Below are 20,845 nucleotides of genomic sequence, written 5' to 3' on the forward strand. Positions count from 1 at the left end.
CCGCCAGCCTCCCGCCGGGAGTGCTGCCTCCCCCGGGCCACGGACAGGGAGTCCTCGACGGCCTCCTCCGGCACGCAGGCACCGAGCGAAGCCGTCAGCAACATCCACATCATCAGCCCGAGAGAGAGAGCGTTCATGCCACAAGCCCGCACTCCATGGATTCCAAGCATCAAGCGCCAGGACTGCAAAACCCCGGCCGCGTCTACAGCTTGACCTGGCAGGCCTTGAGGTTCGTGCTGCTGACGCCGTTGCAGGCGTAGCTCTCCCGGCAATCGGACTCGGAGTCACAGACGGGCGAGCACATCAGCGTGTCGAGCTGGCGCGTGCACAGCGTGCCGGACGGACAGCCTCCGCCCTCCCCTTCCGCGGTGCAGTCCTGCGCACAGAAGGTGCCGGGAAAGTCCCTGCGGCAGGAGAGGCCGGAGTCACAGCCGTCCTCACCGCAGCTCTCCCCCACGCCGCCATCGCTGTCTCCACAGGCCAGCAGGGGAAGGAGCATCAGGAGGGGAAACAGCACTCGGGTCAGTCGCATGCGAAGTCCTTTCAATCACATGCGGGGCCGGCCCCCGCGCGGCCTGAGCATGCGCGCCTTCAGGGCGGCACGTCCAGGACCGCGTCTGCCTTCGCGTTGGTTCGAAAGCAGCAGGAATCCTACCGGTACCAGGTGCCGTAGTACTCGATCAATTCATAGGTGGCCCCCGGTTTCGTGGTGGGCTTCACGGTCACCGTGACGGGGCCGGTAAACGGGCTGCCACAATGGCCGTCCCCATCCCGATAAGCGGAGTAGGTCCGCGTCGTGCCGGAGACACTCACCAGGGTGATGTCCTTGAACACCACGTCTCCAATGGCCCAGCAGCCTCCGTCGCTCGTGGTCTCGATGGCGTCCCCGTTGGTATAGACGGCCATGTTGTACTGGCTGCTGTAGTGCCAATCCCCCACGATGGGGTCCGAGGCGTCCAACCCCTGTCCGATCTGCTCCACCCCGCTCTCATTGCCTGGGCTTGCTTCCGGACCGCATCCGAGGGACAGGAGCATTGCCGCGAAAAGAGAGACACAACCCGCCTTCATCATCATGTTCAATGGGCTCCCTGCAGATGGAGCCGGAAGCCATAGCATACGCGCCCACGCGGGCCCATCACAAATCAGACAATCCCGCCGACTGGCTTCACAGCTGAGCTATCCCCTCATTTGAAGATTCCCCTCGGAGAACGCATGGGCAGCCGAGCAAGCAAGCTCCGAGGGAAAATCGAAGATGAGGGGATGCTTCAGGCTTCACAGGGATTGGGTGCGCTGGAGCAGCCAGTCGCGCGCCGCGCCCTGGACGTGGGGCAGGAGCCGCTCGCGCACGGTGGCGTGATAGGCATTGAGCCAGTCCACCTCCTCGCGGGACAGCAGGGCCGGGTCCACCAGCCGCGTGTCGATGGGGCAGAGGCTCAGCGTCTCGAAGCGCAGGAAGTCGCCGAACTCCGTCTTGCGGTCGGGCACGGCGGCGATGAGGTTCTCGATGCGGATACCCCAGCGGCCCGGGCGGTAGAGGCCGGGCTCGTTGGAGGTGATCATCCCCGGCTCCATCGCCGTGGTGAGGTCGTTGGGCAGCGTCGGGGAGAAGCCGTGCGGCCCCTCGTGGACGTTGAGGAAGAAGCCCACGCCGTGGCCGGTGCCGTGGCCGTAGTCCAGCCCCTCCGCCCACAGCGGCGCCCGCGCCAGCGCGTCCAGGTTCGGGGAGCGGGTCCCCCGGGGGAAGCGGGCGCGGGACAGGTTGATGTTCCCGCGCAGCACCAGCGTGAAGTCGCGCCGCTGCTCGGGCGTGGGCTCGCCCACGGGGACCACGCGGGTGATGTCCGTGGTGCCGGACGTGTACTGCCCTCCGGAGTCGATGAGCAGCAGGCCCTGCGGCTTCTGCCCCGGCAGGCACACGGTCGCGTGCGAGTCCTTCGTGGCCCGGTAGTGCGGCATGGCGGCGTTCGCGTTGAACGCGGCGATGGTGGAGAAGCTGAGCGAGACGAAGCCCGGGCGCCGCGCCCGCTCCGCGGAGAGGCGCTCGTCCACGGTCAGCTCGGTGATGGGCTCGCGGCCCAGGGCGGACTCGAACCAGGCGAAGAACGCGCACAGCGCCGCGCCGTCCTGCTCCATCGCGTCGCGGAAGTGCGCGAGCTCCGCGTCCGTCTTGCGCGACTTGGCCACGGTGGACGGGTTGAGCCCCTCCACCACGGTCACGCCCTTGGGGACCGCCTGCCGCAGCCCGTGGGTGATGCGCCGGGGATCCACCAGCAGCCGCGTCCCGTCCGGCAACGCCGCCAGCGCGCGGGCCGCTTCGTCGTATGGGTGGAGGGTGATGCCGTCCGCCTCCAGCGTCGCGCGCAGCGCGTCCGGCACCTTGCCCGCCCCGATGAACAGCCGGGCCCCACCAGGCTCCACCAGCAGGTGCGCGAGGAACAGCGGCAGGTGCTCCACGTCCGCGCCGCGCAGGTTCATCAGCCACGCGACGTCATCCAGCGTGGAGATGAAGTGGTGCGTCGCGCCCAGCACGCCCATCTCCGCGCGCACGGCCCGCAGCTTGTCGGTCCGCGGCACGGGTGACAGCGCGTGCGCGAACACGGGCGCCGCGGGCAGGGGCGGCCGGTCCGCCCACGCCTCCGCCACCACGTCCAGGTCCGTGCGCAGCAACACCCCCGCCGCGGACAGCTGCGCGGCCGCCGAGCGCGCCACGCCCAGGCCCAGCACCGCCCCATCCACCGCCACCGTCTGTCCCTGCGGCACGTTCGCGGCCAGCCAGTCCAGGTGTGACTGCCCGGGCGCGTTCATCGTCCGCACCGTCGCGATGCCGCTGCCCTTCAACTGGGCGTCCGCCTGATCCCAATAGCGGCTGTCCACCCAGAGGCCGGCGTAGTCCGCCGTCACCACCAGCGTGGCCAGCGAGCCGGTGAAGCCAGACGCCCACTCCCGCCCCTTCCAGCGGGCCGGCACGTAGGTGGACAGGTGCGGGTCGCTCGTCGGGACCCAGACCGCCGCAACACCGCGCTCCCGCATCACCTGCCGCACCCGCGCGATCCGCTCGCGCGCCGCGGCCCCCTGTGTCTGCTCAAGGCCCATGGCTTCCTCCGTCGTTGCGACGTGCGTCCTCATGCCGCAAACCGCGCGCCTTTTCGAGGCCCCTCACGGGCAGGGGGGCCGCCGCCCGGGTCAAGACCGCCGGGAAGACGGCTGTTGCTCGGAAGACGCGGTGCAGCATCCCGTTGCCTCGCGAATGGACGATGTGTTGTCCATCGACGGGAAAGCGCCGCGTGGGCCTGGGCCCCTTGCACGCAGGTGCTTACCAAGCGGTTGGCCGCGGTGAGGAGCACGCGGCCGGCTCCACCCGTCTCCTGAAGCAGGCTTGGTTCCCCACCGTGCGACGCGTACTCGCCATCCTTCCCTATGTTCCGCTGCCTTCGGATACGGGCGGCACCCTGCGCACGCTCGAGCTGGTGCGCGCCCTTGCCTCGCGCTTCACGTTGGACGTGCTCGCGGTGCACCGGGCGGGCAACGACGCCGAGGGCTTCAGGCGCTGGCTGGGAGAGCTGGGCGTGCCGGCCTCGCGGCTGCACCTGGTGGACCTGCCGCGCGTAGCGCCCGAGGAGACCTTGAACAGCACGCGGGCCTTCCTGCGGGGCACGCCGCTCACCTATGTCCGCTTCGCGCGCCAGAGCGTGCAGGACGCCTTGCGCCGGGTGCTGGCGGAGCGAGGCCCCTTCGACATCATCCACTTCGACCACCTGCACATGGCGCAGCTGTTGCCGCTGGCGCGGCGGCTCAACCCGTCCGCACACATGGTCATCGACGAGCACAACGTGGAGAGCCAGCTGCTCGCGCGGATGGCGCCGCTGAGCCCGCCGCCGATGCGTCCGTTCCTGAACTGGCAGTTCAACCGGGTGGAGCGGCTGGAGCGCGAGTGCGTGAGCCAGGCGGACACCGTGCTGGCGTGCTCGTCCGTGGACGCCGAGCAGCTGCGAGCCATGGGAGCGAAGCGGGTGCGGGTGGTGCCCAACGGAGTGAAGCTGCCGGACTTCGCGCCCCGGGAGACCCAGGGTGACGACCTGGTCTTCGTGGGCTCCATGGACTGGTGGCCCAATGAAGACGCGGTGCTGCTGCTGGCGCGCGAGGTATGGCCGCTGGTGTCGTCGGAATTGTCGACCAGCAAGCTGATGGTGGTGGGCCGCAGTCCGCCGGCGTCCGTGCGAGCCCTGGAGAACGAGCGGCTGGTTGTGACGGGCTCGGTGCCGTCGGTGGCGCCGTACCTGGCGCGCGCGCTGGCGACGGCCATTCCGCTGCGAGCAGGCAGTGGGACGCGCCTGAAGGTGCTGGAGGCCGCGGCCGCGGGAGTGCCCGTGGTGGCCACGCGTCTGGCGGTGGAAGGGTTGCCGGTGGTGGAGGGGCAGCATGTCCTCCTGGCGGAGTCCCCCGAGGAGTTCGCGGCCGCGCTGCGCCGGCTGCGCAATGATCCGGACCTCTGCAGCCGGCTCGCGCAGAACGCCCGCCGCATGGCGGAGTCCTTCGCATGGGACGGCATCGGGGCCGGGCTGGGCGAGCTCTACCTGAACGCGGTGTCCGTGAGTGGCGCAGGGAAGAAGCCCTCCGGAGCAGCAGCCAACTGAGCCTGGGGGGCAGAGTGCGGCGGGCAGCCACCGCACACCCAGGCCCGCGGACATGGGCTCCGCTCGGGGGCTCGCCCGTCCGGGGAGCACCGAAGAAAACATGTCCGACTGTCCGACAGGTTTTCGGAGGCCACAGCTGGCGGGGGCCTCCGCCCAACCGGACAGTGGAAACCAGTCCGACAGGTTCCGGGCAGCCGCAGCCAATGGGGGCCTCCGCCCACCCGGGCAGGGGAATCCAGTCCGACAGTCCGACAGGTTCCGGGTGTCCACAGCCGATGGGGGCCTCCGCCCACCCGGGCCGCGGAAACCGGTCCGACTGTCGGACAGGTTTTGGACGGTCGCGGCTGGCAGGGCCTCCGCCCGTCCGAGCCGGGAAACCTGTCCGACAGTCCTACAGGTTTTGAATGGCCGAGGCCGACGGGTGCCTCCGCCCAACCGGGCCGCGGGAACCGGTCCGACTGTCGGACAGGTTTTGAATGGCCGAGGCCGACGGGTGCCTCCGCCCAACCGGGCCGCGGGAACCGGTCCGACTGTCGGACAGGTTTTGAATGGCCGAGGCCGACAGGGCCTCCGCCCAACCGGGCCGCGGGAACCGGTCCGACTGTCGGACAGGTTTTGAATGGCCGAGGCCGACAGGGCCTCCGCCCACCCGGGCCGCGGAAACCGGTCCGACTGTCGGACAGGTTTTGGACGGCCGCGGCTGGCGGGGCCTCCGCCCGTCCGGGCCGCGGGAACCGGTCCGACTGTCGGACAGGTTTGGCCGCGCCGGGCGGCAGGGGTGCTGCGGCGATGTCCTGGGGACGAGGCGGTGATGCTTCGGTTGCCCTACCCGGCCGCGACTTGCTCTTCGCGCGGGTCCATCAGGGCGGGCAGGTAGAGGGATTCGATGTAGCGATTCGCCATCCGCTCCGGCGCGTGATGCGTCACGACGTACTCACGTGCTGCCTGCGCCATCCGCGTGCGCCATCCGGGCGCCGTGAGTAATCCCGCGAGCGCCGAGGCCAGCGTGCCCGCGTCTCCCGGCGGCACCACGAGCCCGCGCCCCGTGCCCAGCACATGGGGCAACTCCCCAACTCCGGACGCCACCAGCGGCCGTCCCAGCGCCATCGCCTCCAACGCGACCAGCGGCATGCCTTCGCGCAAGGACGGCATCACCACCGCGTCCGCCGCCGCGTACACGCTGCGCACTTCCGAGCAGAATCCCAGGAAGCGCACCGGCAGCCCTTGAGCCTGCGCCTCCAGCGAGTCGCGCAGCGGGCCATCACCCACCAGCAGCAGCGTGGGCACCGTGGCGCCAGGCGTCCGGGCCAGCCGCTGCATCGCGTCCAGCAGCACCTGGGGCCCCTTCTCCACCGACAGGCGACCGACCAGCGCGATGACAGAACCTTCTGGCGCGAGCCCCAGTGCCTCACGAGCCTGGAGCCGCTCCGCCTCCGTGCACTCGGCCGCGAGCGGCAACGCGTTGGGAATGTAGACCACCGGCGAGCGGTGGACGTACCGGCGCAGGCGCGCGGTCAGCTCGCGAGACACCGCCGCCACCGCGCGCGTGCAGTTGCCCAGCACGCGCGCGAACCCCTCGTAGGCGATCAGCGCGGGCGTGGCGCCGGTGTCCCCGTGGTACGTGGCCACCAGTGGGACTCCGGCCAGCGCGCTCGCGGCGGCGCCCAGCGTGAGCGACTTGTAGTCATGCGCGTGCAGCAGCCCTACTCCGCTCCGGCGGACCTCCGAAGCGAGCGTCGCCACGGCCATCGCGCTGAAGCGGCCGGGCACCTCCAGCGTCAGCGCGTCCAGCCCCTGCTCCCGAGCCGCGCCCGACAGCACGTCCACCCGTCCGGGCGGAACGAGGCTGCACACCTGCGCGCGCCACGGCGACGGCGTGGACGCGGCCAATGAGAGCAGCGCCCGCTCCGCGCCATACAGGCCGCAGGTGCTGCGCACATGGAGGATGGTGGAGTGCGGCACGCGTGATTCCCCCGTGCCCGCTCACGCCTGGGCGCGAGCCGCGGCACCCCGGTAGAGCTTCGCGTACGTGTCCACCATCGTGGACAGCGAGTAGCGCTGCGCCTCGCGCTTCGCGGCCTCGCCAAGCCGGGAGCGCAGCTCCGCGTCGTGGGTCAGGCGCTTCACTGCGCCGCCGAGCGCATCCACATCCTCGGACTTCACCAGGAGCGCCGTCTGACCATCGCCGTGGACCTCACGGATGGCCGGAATCGCGTGAGACACCGTGGGCAGCCCCACCGCCATCGCCTCCAGCAGCGACAGCGAGCGGCCCTCGCGACGGGACGGCTGCACGTAGACGTCGAACGCGGGCAACAGCTTGCTCGCCTCCAGCAGCGCGCCCGTGAAGTGCACCCGACCGGCCAGCGGCGACGCGGCGGCACGCGCGCGCAGCGAGGCCTCCATCGGGCCTGGACCAATCATCACCAGGTGCGTGTCCTTCGCGTCCGCGAAGTGGCGCAGGAACGCGTCCACCAGCAGGTCCGGCCCCTTCTCCTCGGAGAGGCGGCCCAGGTAGCCCACGACCGTGGCGTCCTGGGGCAGGCCCAGGCGCTCACGCGCGGCCCTGCGGGCCTCGTCGCCCGTGGCCACCTCCAGCGGCACGCCGTTCTCGATGGTGACCACGTTGGAGAGCAGCTTCGGGCTCCAGCGCTCCAGGCTGGCGCGCACCTCGCTGCCGCACGCGACCAGGGACTGGGTGAACATGGCGGCGGCCATGGCCGCGGGGCGCAGCTTGCCCTGCGGCTCCACCGTCTGATGGAAGGTGCCCATCACGGGCGTGCGCGGACGCAGCGTCCGGGTGGCGACGGCGTTGAGCCAGGGCCCCACGTCGTGGCCATGGACCACGTCCGCGCCAAAGGCGTCCACCTCCTGGGCCAGCCGGCGGATGGCCGCGGGCGTCATGCCAGCGAGGCCTCCCAACCAGACCGTGGGGACGTTGGCGCGCTGGAGCAGCTCGCGCACCGGACCGTCCGGCCCCAGGGCCAGCACCACGGATTCAATGCCCCTCTCACGGCCGTGCTGGGACAGCCGGACCACCAGCTGTTCGAGTCCGCCCATCTCCAGGCCATACATCACGTGAGCCACGCGCGTCGGGCGCGCCGTCGGGTGCATTTCGTTCGTCATGGACGCGGCCAAGCTAGGCACGCGCTCCAGCCCCACAACCCCCCGAGGGCGGCCCACGACCCGGAGGATGTCCGGCAGTGGAAGCTCCTTCGCGGAGCGTGAAGACACGGTGCCGCCCACGCGGAGGAACGGCCCGTTTGCCCGGGGCTTCCGTCCTACGGGAGACTCGTGTGCACCCGACGTCCACAGGCCCCTGGGGCCCCACCGGAGCCCCTTCTTGGGAATTCCTGATCACGACTTCCAGCTGCTCACGACCTGCGGCGACGAATCCGAGGCCGCGCTCGTGCGGGCCCTGCTCCAGGCCGACAACATCCCGTGCATCGTCCAGGGCGAGCAGCACCGCTCGATGCTCGGCGTGGTCGGGGCCTACATCGAGCTGCGCGTGCTGGTCCCCACCGGCGAGCTCGAGCACGCGCGGGAGCTGCTCAACAGCGGGGCGCGGGGAGAACCGCCGGTGGGTTTCGCCCCCGCACCCGACTCCGACTCCGAAGAGGCGCACTGCGCGCTGCACGCCCAGCGCGCCACGGGGACCTGCCAGCGGTGCGGCACCTTCCTGTGCGCCAGCTGCACCGGGGCGAGCGCCGGCATCTGCGAGGACTGCGCCGAGCGCAACGACTCGGGCGCCGGGATTCAGCGCGGCCGGAAGCGCAAGGTCATCGCCTGGCTGATCCTCCTCTTCCTGTTCGGCCCGCCCTTCTTCCTCATGCTGGCGAGCACCCTCAACGCCCTGCTGCACTGAACCCAGCACATGTCTGACATTGTGCCTCCGCGTCCACCTCTCCATTCACGGCGCTGTTTCAATTCATGGCGGAATTATCACAGCGCCCCTGACCACTGACCGCCAGCCACGCAAGAATTGTCAATCATCCATGGAATACATGGATTTCGATTTGACGACATGAGAAGTCGCCGTCGGGTTTCATGGACAGAGGAGTCCGACGTGCTTCGACATGCATCACGCTGGGTCACGACATTCGTGCTGGGTTTCACCTGGATTCAGATGGGCTGTGCCCCCGCGGAACCGCCCACCTCGCAGACACCGGAGACGACCACCGCCGAGCAGCCGCTGCTGCCCGGTGAGCGGTCGCTGCTGGGCACCACCGCGCTCCCGGCCGTGACGGCCGCGGACGACAGCGGCGCGGTGGAGCTGGGTGTTCGCTTCCGCAGCGACGCTCCGGGACGGATCATGGGCGTGCGCTTCTATAAGGGCCCGGGCAACACCGGCACGCACACCGGCAGCCTGTGGACGGCGTCCGGCTCGCTGATGGCCACCGCCACCTTCCAGAACGAGACGGCCTCCGGCTGGCAGGAGGTGCGCTTCGCCACTCCGGTCACCATCGCCGCCGACACGAACTATGTCGTTTCGTATCACGCGCCCGCCGGGCACTACGCCGTGACGAGCAACGGCTTCGCGTCCGCGCTGGATGCGCTCCCCCTGCACGCGGAAGCGACCAACAACGGCCTCTACCGTTACGGCGCCAGCGGCTTCCCCACCAGCTCGTTCAACGCGAGCAACTACTGGGTGGACGTGGCCTTCCAGCCCAACGACACCACGGCCCCGCGCGCGCCCACCAACGTCACCGCCCTGCCCAGCTCGTCCACCGCCATCGACCTGACCTGGTACGCGTCCGTGGACGGCACGGGTGAGATGCAGGGCAATGCCCGCTGGCACCTGGTGTACCGGAACGGCCAGCTCATCGCGGAGCTGCCCGGCACCACCGTGCGCTACCGCGACACCGGCCTGACGCCCTCCACCGGGTACAACTACACCGTGCGCGGCCGTGACGCCGCCGGCAACCTCAGCGCGGCCTCCACGGTCGTCACCGCCACCACGCTGCCGAACATGGCCTGCAACCCCTGCAGCCTGTGGAACAGCGTGACGGGCGACCCGCAGTACGAGAACGCCGACGCCACCCCCACGGAGGTCGGCGTGAAGTTCCGCACCGACGTGGCGGGCACGGTGACGAAGGTCCGCTACTACAAGGGCAGCACCGACACCGGCCCGCACGTGGGCCACCTGTGGAGCGCCACCGGTACGCTGCTGGCCACCACGGAGACCACGCCCGCGGAGACGGGCTTCGGCTGGCGCGAGCTGTCCTTCCCCACGCCGGTGAGCCTCGCCGCGAACACGACCTACGTCGTGTCGTACTTCGCCACCGGCGGGCGCTACGCCATCACCCCGTACTACTTCAGCACCGCGGGCGTGGACATGCCCCCGCTGCACGCGCCCTCCACCGTGGAGGCCAGCGGCAACGGCGTTCGCAACCTCAACGGCAGCGCCTTCCCCACGGAGGCGTGGCTCAACACCAACTTCTGGGTGGACGTGACGTTCGTCCCCTCGGAGCCCAGCGGTCCCGCGACGGTGGACCTGGCCGTGACGCAGTCGTTCCCCGCCGGCACGGGCGCCAATGGTGACGTGCTCTTCTACGACATCACCGTGACGAACAATGGCCCGGCGACCGCCACCAACGTCGTGCTCGACGTCCCGATCCCCGCGGGCTTGAACTACTTCTTCTACTCGGCGAGCGCGCCGCCGGTGAACGGCGGGCACTGCGGGTTCTTCAGTGACCTGCAGTGTGGCGCCCCCACCCTGGCGCCGGGCGCGAGCTTCACCGTCCACGTGGAGGCCATCCCCTTGAGCGCCGGGACGTTCACCAGCCAGGCCACCCTCTCGTCCTCGGAGACGGACTTCGTGCCGGGCAACAACACGCACGCGCTGGCCATCCCCGTGGGCCCGTCCACCAACCTCGTCACCTTTGAAACCGTCCCCGGCCAGGACGAGACCCTCAACGGCACGTATGGCCCCATCCAGTTCGGCCTCAACCGCTGGTACATCGCGTCGCCCTGGGGCGGGTTCGACACGAAGAGTGTGTCATTCAACGGCGGCGGCCTCACCCAGGCCGACCTGGGCATCATCGGCCAGCGTCGCATCCTGGGCCTGGATGCCTTCACGTGGGACAGCGGCGCCACGCTCACCCTGAAGTGCATCGACCTGCCCACCCTCAGCTTCCCCCTGACGGCGGGACAAGTGACGCACATCGTCCCCACCTGGACGCAGCCCTGCACGGTCTTCACGCTGATCACCTCCAACGGCTGGGACACGAACTTCGACAACCTGGAGCTGTCTCCGCGCCCCTGAGCGCGTGACGCAAGGGAGGGCGGGTATGCTTCGCGGATGCCCGCCCGTTCCCGCGGGCGAAGGAGAGGTGAGGACGAAGCTGAGGCTGGACACCTCCACCGCGCGCCCCCCCAGAACCTCAGCGACCAGCTCAAGGACTCTCGCGTCACCCAACTCGTCAGCTGCCGCTCCAAATAGCGCGGGACTACGACGGCTTCTCACCCGAGCAGGCAGCGGCACGCGCGCGCAGCAGCGCCTGCTCCTTCGCGTTGCGCGTGAGCGACGCCGCCCGCTCGAACTCCGCCTTGGCCTCCTTGAGGCGCCCCAGCTTCTTGAGCAGGTCGCCGCGCACGCTCGGCAGCAGGTGGTAGTGCTTGAGCGACGGCTCCGCCACGAGCTGATCCACCAGCTCCAACCCCACCGCGGGACCGAACGCCATCGACAGGGCGACGGCGCGGTTCAGCTCCACCACCGGCGACGGCGTGAGCCGCGCGAGCACCGCGTAGAGCGCCGCGATGCGCGGCCAGTCCGTCTCCTCCGGAGTGCGCGCCCGCGCGTGGCACGCGGCGATGGAGGCCTGCAGCGTGTACGGCCCCGCCGGCCCGGCCTTCTCCGAGCGCTCCAGCGCCGCGAGCCCACGGCGGATGAGGAGCTGATCCCACAGCGCGCGGTTCTGCTCCAGCAGCAGCACGGGTTCCCCCGACGGCCCCACCCGCGCCCGGGACCGCGACGCCTGAATCTCCATCAGCGCCACCAGCCCGTGCACCTCCGGCTCGCCCGGCGCCAGCTCCGCGAGGATGCGCCCCAGGCGCAGCGCGTCCTGGCACAGCTCCGGCCGCATCCAGCCATCGCCCGCGGTCGCGGCATAGCCCTCGTTGAAGATGAGGTAGACGACCTCCAGCACCGACGCGAGCCGCGCCGCCAGCTCCTCGCCGTGGGGGACCTCGAAGGGGACGCCCTTCTCCGCCAGCGTGCGCTTGGCCCGCACGATGCGCTGGGCCACCGTGGGCTCCGGCACCAGGAACGCGCGGGCGATTTCATCCGTCGTCAGGCCGCCCAACAGCCGCAGCGTGAGCGCCACCCGCGCCTCCGGGGACAGCACCGGGTGGCAGGACGTGAAGATGAGGCGCAGCAGGTCGTCGCCGACGTCGTCGTCCAGGGCCGCGTCCAGGTCTGGCACCTCCGCCTCCTCCAGCCCGTGGCCCAGCTCCTCGTGCTTGCGCGCGAGCAGCTTGTGACGGCGCATCTCGTCGATGGCGCGGCGCTTCGCCGTGGCCATGAGCCACGCGCCCGGGTTCTCCGGCACGCCCGACACCGGCCACTTCTCCAACGCCACGACCAGCGCGTCCTGCGCCAGCTCCTCCGCCTGCCCCACGTCGCGCACCATGCGCGCAAGCCCGGCGATGAGCCGGGCGGACTCGATTCTCCACACCGCGTGCACCGCGGCCTGCGCCTTGGACATCGTCACGGCGCGAACTCAATCAAATGGACGTCGAACGGGCGCCCCGGAAATCGACACGGGGTTCGATTTTCCGCGAAGACAGCACGGCCCCGGGCCTCCCTTCAGAGGAAGACCCGGGGCCGTCACCTCACGCCCGCGCCTCGGCCGCCAGGCCAGCAGCCGACTCCGGCACCGGCTCGTACGTCCCCAGGCGCATGCTGGCCTGGGCGCGTCCCTGCGTTCGGCCTCGCAGCGCCGTCACGTAGCCGAACAGGCGCGCCATGGGCACGCGCGCGGACACGCACCGCGCCGTCCCCTTCGCCTCCATCCCCAGCACCCGTCCCCGCCGCGACGCCAGGTCGCCCAGCACGTCGCCCAGGAACTCCTCCGGCGTCACCACCTCCACCTCTATCACCGGCTCCAGCCCCTGCACGCCCACGCGCCGCGCGGCCTCCTGGAGCGCCAGCGAGCCCGCCACCATGAAGGCCTGCGGCGTGCTGTCCTTCACGTGCGTGTCCCCATCCACCAGCCGCACCTCCACGTCCACCAGCGGCACGCCCTCCCGCATGCCCTTCGCCATGGCGCCGGCCACGCCCTTCTCGATGGCGGGCACCAGCTCGCGGGGGATGGAGCCGCCCTTCGTGGCGTCCACGAAGACGAGCCCCGCCCCTCGCGGCGCCGGCCCCACGTCCAGCACCACGCGCGCGTACTGTCCGGGCCCGCCGGACTGGCGGACGTGGCGGTACTCCTGGCGCACCGCGCTCCGGAGCGTGTCGCGGTACGCCACCTTTGGCTGTCCCACGCGCGCCTCCACGCCGAACTCCGTCCTCAACCGATCCACGACCACCTCCAGGTGCAGCTCACCCATGCCGGACAGCAGCACCTGGCCACTCTCCGGGTCCACGCCCAGGCGCAGCGACGGGTCCTCCGCCGCCAGCCGTTGCAGGCCCTCCTCCAACTTCGGCAGCTCCGCGGGGGAGCGCGCCTCCACGGCGAGCTGCACCACGGGCTCCATCACGTTCAACGCCTCCAGCACCACCGGCGCCTCCGGGTCGCACAGCGTGTCGCCCGTGCGGACGCCCTTGAGCCCCAGCGCCGCGCACAGGTCGCCCGCGTGCACCTCCGCCACCTCCTCGCGGCGGTTGGCGTGCATGAACATCAGGCGCCCCACCCGCTCCTTCCGTCCCGTGGCGGGGTTGAGCAGGACGGTGCCCGCGCGCAGCGTGCCCGAGTACACCCGCAGGAACACGATGCCTCCCACGGCCTTGTCGCTCATCAGCTTGAACGCCAGCGCGGTGGGCGGCCCCGAGTCCGACACGGGACGGCTGACGCGCTCGCCGGTGACGGGCGCAAAGCCCTCAACGGCGGCCATGTCCGCGGGTGACGGCAGGTAGCTGACGACCGCATCCAAGAGCATCTGCACTCCCTTCTTCTTGAAGGCCGACCCGCACAGCACCGGCACCAGCGTCCGCGCGAGCGTGCCGGCGCGCAGCGCGCGCTCCAGCTCCTCCGCGGTGATGTCCTCCACCCGCCCGTCCACGAACTTCTCCATCACGCCCGCGTCCAGGTCCGCGCAGACTTCAATGAGGCGCATGCGGTACGGCAGCACCGCCTCCGCCAGCTCCGGAGGAACGGGCGCGTCGTCGTCAAAGCCGCCGTCGTCGCCCTGGAAGCGCACCACCCGCATGCGCACCAGGTCCACGAGCCCCTGGAAGTCCGCGCCGTCGCCCACGGGCCACTGCACGGCCACCGGGCGCACGCCCAGCCGGTCCACCATGGACTGCACGCTCAGGGCGAAGTCCGCGCCCACCTTGTCCATCTTGTTGATGAACGCGATGCGCGGCACGCCGTAGCGGTCCGCCTGACGCCACACCGTCTCCGACTGCGGCTCCACGCCTTGGCTGGCGTCGAACACCGCCACCGCGCCGTCCAGCACGCGCAGCGAGCGCTCCACCTCGATGGTGAAGTCCACGTGGCCCGGCGTGTCCAGGATGTTGATGCGGTGGGGCACGCCCGCCTCCCGCCCATGCCGGGGCTGCCAGAAGGCCGTCGTCGCCGCGGAGGTGATGGTGATGCCGCGCTTCTTCTCCTGCTCCATCCAGTCCATCTCCGTGGAGCCCGTGTGCACCTCTCCCGTGGAGTGGATGCGGCCGGTGAAGAAGAGGACGCGCTCGGTGAGCGTCGTCTTGCCCGCGTCGATGTGGGCCATGATGCCGATGTTGCGATACCGCTCGATGCGCGTGGTGCGAGGCATGGAAGACTCCCGTTCCCGTCCGGGCAGCGAGGCCCGCGGGTGTGTATTGGATTGAGATGCCGGTTGGATGAGAGGAATGGACCGGTGGCTGTCTTCAGGCGCGCACGCGCACGCAGGGCCGGGAGCGGCACGTCAGGCCGCTACGGGATGGCGCGAGGACACACGAAGGCACCCCCAGGGAGGGGACGGGCGGAGACAGAGCTCACGGTGCGCGGGCAACCAGCCACGCGCGCACCGGAGGACTCCGGTCCGCCTGCTCAAATATCGAGCAGGACCTCGTGACGGGGGGCGAGGCGCACGTCCGCCGCCGGCGCGAAGGCGCTCAGGACAGGCAGGGCATGCAGAGTGACGGGCCTCATGATGAGACAGGAGTAAGACAGACAGCCCCCGCTGTCAACCCGGCGGCCTCCCCCGTGTTCCGCGCCCGGAAATAAATCCCCGAAAGAATATCCGCCGCCCGCGCCGTAGATGTGGCGGTTGGCGACAGAAGCCAACCCCTGGTTCCTCCGAGGGGGAAGTATGTCCACGTTCTACAAGCGCCTGCTGACGGCCTCCATGGGTCTCGTCGGCTTGAATGGGTGTGTCTACGGCTTCATCTACGACTCCGCGACGGGCAGCGCCGTGGAGGGCGTGACGGTCTACGTCGCCTCCGGCACCTGCTCCGGCACGGGCTGCGGCACCGGGCTCGCGACCCAGACGACGGATTCGTCCGGCCTCTTCATCTTCGACGCCTACGGCAACCAGCACGGCGACGACAACGTCCAGATCATCATGCCGGCGTCCGGCGAGGAGGCGGTGCGGCTCGTCTACAGCCGCTCCGGCTACCGCTCCGTCACCGTCTACCACCGGCCCAACTACACGACGATGACGCAGAACGGGACCGACTATCAGGTCTCCGCCGTGCAGCCGGTGTACCTGTGCGCGCTCAATGCCGTGGACACCGACGGTGACGGCGTCTGCGACGCGGCGGAGAACCAGTACGGCACCAACCCCAACAACTCCGACACGGACGGCGACCGCATCAGCGACTTCGCGGAGCTGTACGGCTACGGCGGCGTGGACCTGCGCTACTGGGGCGCGGATCCGCGCAAGAAGGACATCTTCGTGGAGGTGGACTACTACGCGGACCGCAAGCCCACCCAGGCGGCGCTGGACCGCGTGACGACCTCCTTCGCCAACGCGCCGGTGTCCAACCCCAACGGCACCACGGGCATCGCGCTGCACCTGGTGCTGGACTCGCAGATCGCCGCCGCGGACGCGGACACGGACCTGACGCCCGTGTGGACGGACTTCGACGTCATCAAGGCCAAGTACTTCAAGTCGCGCCGCGCGCCCTTCTTCCACTACGCCCTGTTCGCGAACACGTACAACGGCGGCACCTCCAGCGGCATCTCCCGCGGCATCCCCGCGCATGACTTCGTGGTGACGCTGGGTGGCTGGCCCGTGGCGGGCGGCACGGAGCTGCAGCAGGCCGGCACCCTCATGCACGAGCTGGGGCACAACATCGGCCTGCGTCACGGCGGCAACGACGACAGCAACTACAAGGCCAACTACCTGAGCCAGATGAACTACGAGTACCAGATGTACGGCCTGCGCATCGACGGCGTGGACAACGTGCTGGACTACTCGCGCGTGCGCGTCGCCTCCATCAGCGAGGCGGCCGTCAACGAGGTCTCCGCGTTCGCCCCCATCGCGCCCACCACGGAGGCGGACCTGGCCCACATCGGCGTGCGCATCAACGGCGTGCAGCGCGCCGGCACCGCGAGCGCGAACCTGGACTTCAACGGCAACGGCACCATCCAGGCCGCGTCCTACGCCTACAGCCTCAACCACGACGCGGACACCACCGACATCCTCCCCGCGTCGCAGCATGACTGGCTGGCGCTGGTGTACGACGGCGCCGGGCAGATTGGCGACGGCTGGCTGGGCACGTCCCAGGGCCTGAGCCGCCAGCAGCCCTTCTTCGTCGTCCCGGAGAAGACCGAGTCCTGCCTCACGGCGGAGATGGCCCGCGCCCGGTAGTCCCGGGGCCGCCCATCCTGGCGAGTCGTCCCCCGCCGGGTCCCTCTTCACGAGGGATCCGGCGGTCGTGTCTTGAGCGCGTGCCCGCGTAGAATCCGGCGCATGTCGCATGTCGCACTCGTGGGCTACGGACGTTTTGGACGCGCGCTGGGAACGCTGCTGGAGGCGGTGGGCGTGGCGCACCGCGCCCTGGACCCGGTGGCGGACATCCCGGGGCCGCTCCGCGCGCACTCGGTGGGTGAGCTGCTGGAAGGGGCGGAGCTGGTGGTGGTGGCGGTGCCGGTGCCCCAGATGCGGGACGTGCTGCGCTCCCTGCGGCCCCACCTGCGGCCAGAGCACCTGGTGCTGGACGTGGGCAGCGTGAAGGTGAAGCCCGTGGAGGCGCTGACGGAGGTGCTGGGCGCGCGGGTGCCCTGGGTGGGCACGCATCCCCTCTTCGGCCCCTTGAGCCTGGCCATGGCCGAGCGCCCCATGCGCGTCGTGCTCTGCCCCAACCCGCTGCATCCGGAAGCGGCCCCGCGCGCCCGGCGCTTCTACGAGGGGCTGGGCTGCGAGGTGATTGAACAGACGCCCGAGGGGCATGACCAGGTGATGGCGCGCACGCATGCCCTCACCTTCTTCGTGGCCAAGGGGATGGTGGACTCCGGCGCCGCGGCGGACGTGCCCTTCGCGCCAGCCAGCTTCAAGGCGCTGTCGCGAACCATCGAAACCGTGCGCGCGGACGCGGGCCACCTCTTCAACGCCATCCAGCAGGAGAACCCCTTCGCCACGCAGGCGCGAGGGCAACTGCTCGCGGCGCTCCAGGACATCCACCACGACCTGGAGGCAGCGCCCGCGGTGATGCAGGCGCCGGAGACTTCGGGCGTCGCGGTGCCCGGGCTGGAGCCGGAAGCACCCGCGCCCCGTGAGCCGCGCGAGCACATCGATGCGCTCGACCGCGAGCTGGTGGAGCTGCTCGCCCGCCGGGAAGAACTGGCCCGCCGTCAGCGCCGGGCCCATGAGGCCGGGAACGAGCCCGCTCGCACGGAGACGCTGCTCGCCGTGCGCCGGGCGTGGGCCCGGGAGCTGGGCGTGGACGCGCAGGAGGTGGAGGCCGTCTTCCGCGCCGTGCTGGGAAGCAGCCTGCGATGACGCGGCGTCAGGCCCGGAAGACCCAGGCCTGGCAGCGCGAGGCCGCGGCGGTGAAGCACATCCTCGAACAGGAAGCGCGGCTCGGAGGCACCTATGCGCTGGTGGCCGGCGAGCTCCAGCACTGGACGCGCATGCCCCGCGACGGCGCGCTCGTGCGGGACTTCATGCTGATGGGTGATGGGCTCGCCATCCGCCTCTCCCATTACCTGAAGCGCCACGGCCGGGCGTTCTCCACGCTGGAAGAGGCGGAGTTCGTGTTGTTCGGCGGGGAGCCCAGCGGCGTGCTGGACTGAGCCTCAGAGGTACTCGTCCAGCCAGTCGAACATCCGGTGGTTGGCCACCGCCTGCGCGCCCTCCTGGCAGTGCAGGAGCCCCGTGTCCTGGGTGGTGAAGAGCATGTAGTCCTTCGGGCACTCCAGCGCGTCGAAGAGCAGCCGGGCCTGGCCCTGGGAGAACGCCTCCGCGGTGCCGTCCATCACCAGCGTGCGGCAGCGGATGCGGTGGACGGTGGGCTCGTTGTTGAACCGGCGCAGCTCGAAGAGCAGGGCCGACGGCGTGCTCACGCCGTGCTTGGACATCGCGTCCTTCATGTACCAGCGATACAGGAACACCTGCTCCATCAGCTGGGCCATGGCCGCGTCGAAGGCCTGGGGGTCGCTGTCCAAGAGAGGCATCACCTCCGGGAAGTACATGTTGAACTGCTCGAAGGAGGACTCGCCCCAGTTGAGGACGCCGGGGTTGGGGATGAGGATCTTGATGCGCCGCTCGAACGCGGCGGCGCGCGGCACCAGCGCACCGCCCATGCTCCAGCCCAGCAGCGCGATGCGCCGCGAGTCCACGCCCGCGATGCACAGCGCGAAGTCCACCACCGGCCGGATGACGTTCTCCCAGTCGTGGCGGAAGGGAAGCCCCTGCTCGCGGATGGCCATGCCCTGGCCGGGCGCGTGCACGATGAGGCAGTGGTAGCCCCGCGCGAGCGCCGCGTCGATGACGTACTTGGACTCCTCCGGCCACGCGTCGCGGCCCTGCTGGAAGATGAGCAGCGGCGCGATGCTCCGGGCGCTCGGGGCGCGGAAGAAGTAGCCGGGCAGCGTGGTGCCCTCGTACGGGATGCGCACGGGCGTACCCGGTATCTTCAGCAGGTGGAGCGCCTTGTTGTACGCGTCCACCGCCTTGCGCCCGGTGGCGACCCCGCTCGGGTGGCCAGGCTCGGGGTGGTGGATGAGCGCGGCGCGGTAGTAGTTGGCGGCGCGCAGGTAGGCATTGCCCGCGCTGATGGAATGACGGCGGGACAGGCTCACGTCGCCCATGGCGCGGATGCGGTCGGCGGTGCTGACCCACTCATTGGGCCAGCTCCAGTCATCCCCCGCGACGATGCGGGTTGCCGTATCCAGCACCTCGCTGATGTCCGACTGCGCGCTGTAGGTCCCGGCCAGGAAGTGCAGGAGCTGGCTCTCCATGATGGGGTCCGCCATCAGCCCCAGCTCCCACCAGGGCCGGGGCTCCTCGGTGGATGCGGCCGTCGTGGAAGGACGTCCGGCCGCCGCCGAGGGAGCGCCCCGGAGGAGCGCGAGCCCTCCGGTCAGCCCCAGGCTGGCTTGGATGAGGGAGCGACGGTCCAGTGTGATGCCCATGGTCTCTGGCCTCCAGCGAAGTGCTGGCGGTTCGAACACCGCGGGCCTCCACTTCTGTCACCCGGAAGGCCTCGCGGGCCGCGACGGTGTTCGCGGTGGGGCGCTCGGCGGGCCGGGTGGCGCACGTGCTGGAACAGCGGGAGCAGGGGCACCTGCCGCACCCCAGGGCTCGCTACGTCGGCCCCTCTTCACCTGCCATGGATTGAATTCATCGGCCGGGATTCAGGGGGGTGGTGGCGATGTTGGTGGACCCATTGCGACTCTTCACCCTTTGGAGCCATTGCATGATGAAGAAGACCGCCCTGCTGACCTGCCTGCTCGGATTGCTGGGAGCTCTCCCGGCCAGCGCCGCTGAACTCAAGGATGTGTTCGGCAAGGAGGTCCCCATCGGGCAGGGCAGGCCCACCCTGGTGCTGTATGCCAACAAGAGCACCAAGGAGGAGCTGCGCCAGCGCGCCTCCCAGTTCATCTACGGCGTGCGTGAGAAGAAGCCCATCGTCGTCATCCACGTGGACCTGCGCGACGTCCCGGGCCTCTTCAAGGGCATGGCCCGCGGGGAGATCCGCAAGAGCCACGACGAGTCGCTCGCCGCCATGAAGGACCTGTACCGCCAGAAGGGCGAGGCACCGCCCGCCGAGCTCGACTCGTCGCTCTACATGGTCGCGGACTCCAAGGGTGAACCCCACAAGTCCATGGGCCTGGAGAAGGGCTTCGACCGCGTGTTCGCCCAGGTGCTCGGCACCTCCGGGCAGGAGATCGCACGCGGGGCCTTCTCGGAAGGTGCCCGGAAGCTCAGCCAGGCGATGAGCGCCGCGCCCGCCGTGGCGTCCCGCGCGCCCTGAGTTCACGGGATGAGGTGAAACACCTCGGACCCCAGGTGCGGACCAGGGCAGGCGTTGGCTAGTCTGACGCCCGCCCGTTCCACCTGGAGTCCTTCATGCACGTCGAATCCCCGCGCAGCGCCCGTTCCCCGAAGGCCGTGACGTTCCTCCGCATCCCGGTGCTGCTCGCCGTGGGCATGATGACGATGGGCAGCGGCATGGGGAACCCGGGCTGTAGCAGCGGCGTTCCTGAATGTGAGGAGGGATGCGCCATCGCGGGCACCTACACGCTCCAGTTCGCGGACGCATCGCCTCCGGGCGAGGGATGCGAGGCATTGGGGTTCGGCCTGCCACAGGGACCGCTCGTGCTGACCCTGTCCGACAGCTACGTCACGGCGAAGTTCGGCGACGAGACGCTGGGGACCTACTACGAGGGGGAGCCCGCACGGCGGCTCTACTTCTCCACCGCGCAGTACCTCACCGAAAAGGGCGTCAGGCGCACCGTCCTGATTGACTCGACGGTGGCCGCGCCCTCGCCCCGGTCGGCCACCGACAGGTCGGTCATCGAGGGGGTGTATGATCTGGAGATCCTCTCCTCCGAGGACAACCGCGTGAAGTGCCACATCAAGCGGAGCTTCACCGCGACGCGGTAGGGGGGCCTCCGGGT

16 protein-coding genes are annotated in these 20,845 nt (G+C 70.2%); 8 read left to right on the forward strand and 8 right to left on the reverse strand.

Going from position 1 to position 20,845, the window contains the following annotated elements; genetic code table 11:
- Window positions 1–202: 202 nt before the first annotated feature.
- The 3 genes from D7W82_RS27670 to D7W82_RS27680 form a co-directional block, all read right to left on the reverse strand.
- A complete protein-coding gene (locus D7W82_RS27670) occupies window positions 203–532 on the reverse strand; it encodes a hypothetical protein (protein WP_147439573.1) in 330 nt (109 codons plus the stop codon).
- A gap of 119 nt (window positions 533–651) precedes the next feature.
- Complete coding sequence (locus D7W82_RS27675; RefSeq protein WP_120621215.1) at window positions 652–981, reverse strand: hypothetical protein; 330 nt, start codon at window positions 979–981, stop codon at window positions 652–654.
- A gap of 291 nt (window positions 982–1,272) precedes the next feature.
- Complete coding sequence (locus D7W82_RS27680; protein ID WP_120621216.1) at window positions 1,273–3,093, reverse strand: aminopeptidase P family protein; 1,821 nt, start codon at window positions 3,091–3,093, stop codon at window positions 1,273–1,275.
- A gap of 296 nt (window positions 3,094–3,389) precedes the next feature.
- Between D7W82_RS27680 and D7W82_RS27685 the strand changes: the two genes are divergently transcribed.
- Window positions 3,390–4,634 carry a glycosyltransferase family 4 protein gene (locus tag D7W82_RS27685; RefSeq protein ID WP_158617736.1) on the forward strand — a complete coding sequence of 415 codons (1,245 nt, stop codon included), beginning with the start codon at window positions 3,390–3,392 and terminating at the stop codon, window positions 4,632–4,634.
- An 825-nt stretch (window positions 4,635–5,459) separates the two neighbouring features.
- Here D7W82_RS27685 and D7W82_RS27690 read toward each other — a convergent pair.
- Both D7W82_RS27690 and D7W82_RS27695 read right to left on the reverse strand, forming a co-directional pair.
- Window positions 5,460–6,596, reverse strand: a complete 1,137-nt coding sequence (locus tag D7W82_RS27690) for a glycosyltransferase family 4 protein (protein WP_120621218.1) — start codon at window positions 6,594–6,596, stop codon at window positions 5,460–5,462.
- 21 nt (window positions 6,597–6,617) lie between these two features.
- Window positions 6,618–7,757 (reverse strand): glycosyltransferase, encoded by a 1,140-nt coding sequence (locus tag D7W82_RS27695; RefSeq protein WP_120621219.1) that lies wholly within the window; start codon window positions 7,755–7,757, stop codon window positions 6,618–6,620.
- Window positions 7,758–7,974: 217 nt separating this feature from the next.
- Here D7W82_RS27695 and D7W82_RS27700 point away from each other — a divergent pair, with 217 nt between their 5' ends.
- Window positions 7,975–8,496, forward strand: a complete 522-nt coding sequence (locus tag D7W82_RS27700; RefSeq protein ID WP_158617737.1) for a DUF2007 domain-containing protein — start codon at window positions 7,975–7,977, stop codon at window positions 8,494–8,496.
- A 201-nt stretch (window positions 8,497–8,697) separates the two neighbouring features.
- The gene (locus tag D7W82_RS27705; RefSeq protein ID WP_120621221.1) at window positions 8,698–10,896 is read left to right on the forward strand and encodes a DUF4082 domain-containing protein; all 2,199 of its coding nucleotides are present in this window, start codon (window positions 8,698–8,700) and stop codon (window positions 10,894–10,896) included.
- 184 nt (window positions 10,897–11,080) lie between these two features.
- Here the strand turns inward: D7W82_RS27705 and D7W82_RS27710 are convergent, their stop codons facing one another.
- Both D7W82_RS27710 and fusA read right to left on the reverse strand, forming a co-directional pair.
- Window positions 11,081–12,337 (reverse strand): RNA polymerase sigma factor, encoded by a 1,257-nt coding sequence (locus tag D7W82_RS27710; RefSeq protein ID WP_120621222.1) that lies wholly within the window; start codon window positions 12,335–12,337, stop codon window positions 11,081–11,083.
- Window positions 12,338–12,464: 127 nt separating this feature from the next.
- Entirely contained in the window at window positions 12,465–14,570 is a 2,106-nt protein-coding gene (gene fusA, locus D7W82_RS27715) for an elongation factor G (protein ID WP_120621223.1), read from the reverse strand.
- A gap of 519 nt (window positions 14,571–15,089) precedes the next feature.
- On the opposite strand from fusA, the gene D7W82_RS27720 reads away from it, so the two are divergent.
- The 3 genes from D7W82_RS27720 to D7W82_RS27730 all read left to right on the forward strand — a co-directional run bounded on the left by D7W82_RS27720 (window position 15,090) and on the right by D7W82_RS27730 (window position 18,016).
- Window positions 15,090–16,592, forward strand: coding sequence for a hypothetical protein (locus D7W82_RS27720; RefSeq protein ID WP_120621224.1), 1,503 nt, complete (start codon window positions 15,090–15,092; stop codon window positions 16,590–16,592).
- Between the two features lie 102 nt (window positions 16,593–16,694).
- The gene (locus D7W82_RS27725) at window positions 16,695–17,723 is read left to right on the forward strand and encodes a prephenate dehydrogenase/arogenate dehydrogenase family protein (protein ID WP_120621225.1); all 1,029 of its coding nucleotides are present in this window, start codon (window positions 16,695–16,697) and stop codon (window positions 17,721–17,723) included.
- Window positions 17,720–18,016: a hypothetical protein gene (locus D7W82_RS27730; protein ID WP_120621226.1), complete on the forward strand. Its 297-nt coding sequence runs from the start codon at window positions 17,720–17,722 to the stop codon at window positions 18,014–18,016. The genes D7W82_RS27725 and D7W82_RS27730 overlap by 4 nt, the downstream gene beginning before the upstream one ends.
- Before the next feature lie 3 nt (window positions 18,017–18,019).
- Here D7W82_RS27730 and D7W82_RS27735 read toward each other — a convergent pair whose 3' ends face one another.
- The gene (locus tag D7W82_RS27735; RefSeq protein ID WP_120621227.1) at window positions 18,020–19,357 is read right to left on the reverse strand and encodes a S9 family peptidase; all 1,338 of its coding nucleotides are present in this window, start codon (window positions 19,355–19,357) and stop codon (window positions 18,020–18,022) included.
- A 284-nt stretch (window positions 19,358–19,641) separates the two neighbouring features.
- Between D7W82_RS27735 and D7W82_RS27740 the strand changes: the two genes are divergently transcribed.
- Together D7W82_RS27740 and D7W82_RS27745 are read left to right on the forward strand one after the other, a co-directional pair.
- Window positions 19,642–20,199, forward strand: coding sequence for a hypothetical protein (locus D7W82_RS27740; RefSeq protein ID WP_233587968.1), 558 nt, complete (start codon window positions 19,642–19,644; stop codon window positions 20,197–20,199).
- A 95-nt stretch (window positions 20,200–20,294) separates the two neighbouring features.
- On the forward strand, window positions 20,295–20,831 hold the full coding sequence (locus D7W82_RS27745; RefSeq protein WP_120621228.1) for a hypothetical protein: 537 nt from the start codon (window positions 20,295–20,297) through the stop codon (window positions 20,829–20,831).
- The last annotated feature ends 14 nt before the right edge of the window (window positions 20,832–20,845 follow it).

Source organism: Corallococcus sp. CA049B (genome assembly GCF_003611685.1).
GTDB lineage: Bacteria > Myxococcota > Myxococcia > Myxococcales > Myxococcaceae > Corallococcus > Corallococcus coralloides.

Excerpts from the sequence above, each read along its gene's own strand:
- D7W82_RS27680 (WP_120621216.1), bottom strand. The coding sequence starts at position 3,093 with ATGGGCCTTGAGCAGACACAGGGGGCCGCGGCGCGCGAGCGGATCGCG.
- D7W82_RS27725 (WP_120621225.1), top strand. The coding sequence starts at position 16,695 with ATGTCGCATGTCGCACTCGTGGGCTACGGACGTTTTGGACGCGCGCTG.
- D7W82_RS27740 (WP_233587968.1), top strand. The coding sequence starts at position 19,642 with ATGATGAAGAAGACCGCCCTGCTGACCTGCCTGCTCGGATTGCTGGGA.
- D7W82_RS27730 (WP_120621226.1), top strand. The coding sequence starts at position 17,720 with ATGACGCGGCGTCAGGCCCGGAAGACCCAGGCCTGGCAGCGCGAGGCC.
- D7W82_RS27735 (WP_120621227.1), bottom strand. The coding sequence starts at position 19,357 with ATGGGCATCACACTGGACCGTCGCTCCCTCATCCAAGCCAGCCTGGGG.
- D7W82_RS27670 (WP_147439573.1), bottom strand. The coding sequence starts at position 532 with ATGCGACTGACCCGAGTGCTGTTTCCCCTCCTGATGCTCCTTCCCCTG.
- D7W82_RS27720 (WP_120621224.1), top strand. The coding sequence starts at position 15,090 with ATGTCCACGTTCTACAAGCGCCTGCTGACGGCCTCCATGGGTCTCGTC.
- D7W82_RS27745 (WP_120621228.1), top strand. The coding sequence starts at position 20,295 with ATGCACGTCGAATCCCCGCGCAGCGCCCGTTCCCCGAAGGCCGTGACG.
- D7W82_RS27710 (WP_120621222.1), bottom strand. The coding sequence starts at position 12,337 with ATGTCCAAGGCGCAGGCCGCGGTGCACGCGGTGTGGAGAATCGAGTCC.
- D7W82_RS27695 (WP_120621219.1), bottom strand. The coding sequence starts at position 7,757 with ATGACGAACGAAATGCACCCGACGGCGCGCCCGACGCGCGTGGCTCAC.
- fusA (WP_120621223.1), bottom strand. The coding sequence starts at position 14,570 with ATGCCTCGCACCACGCGCATCGAGCGGTATCGCAACATCGGCATCATG.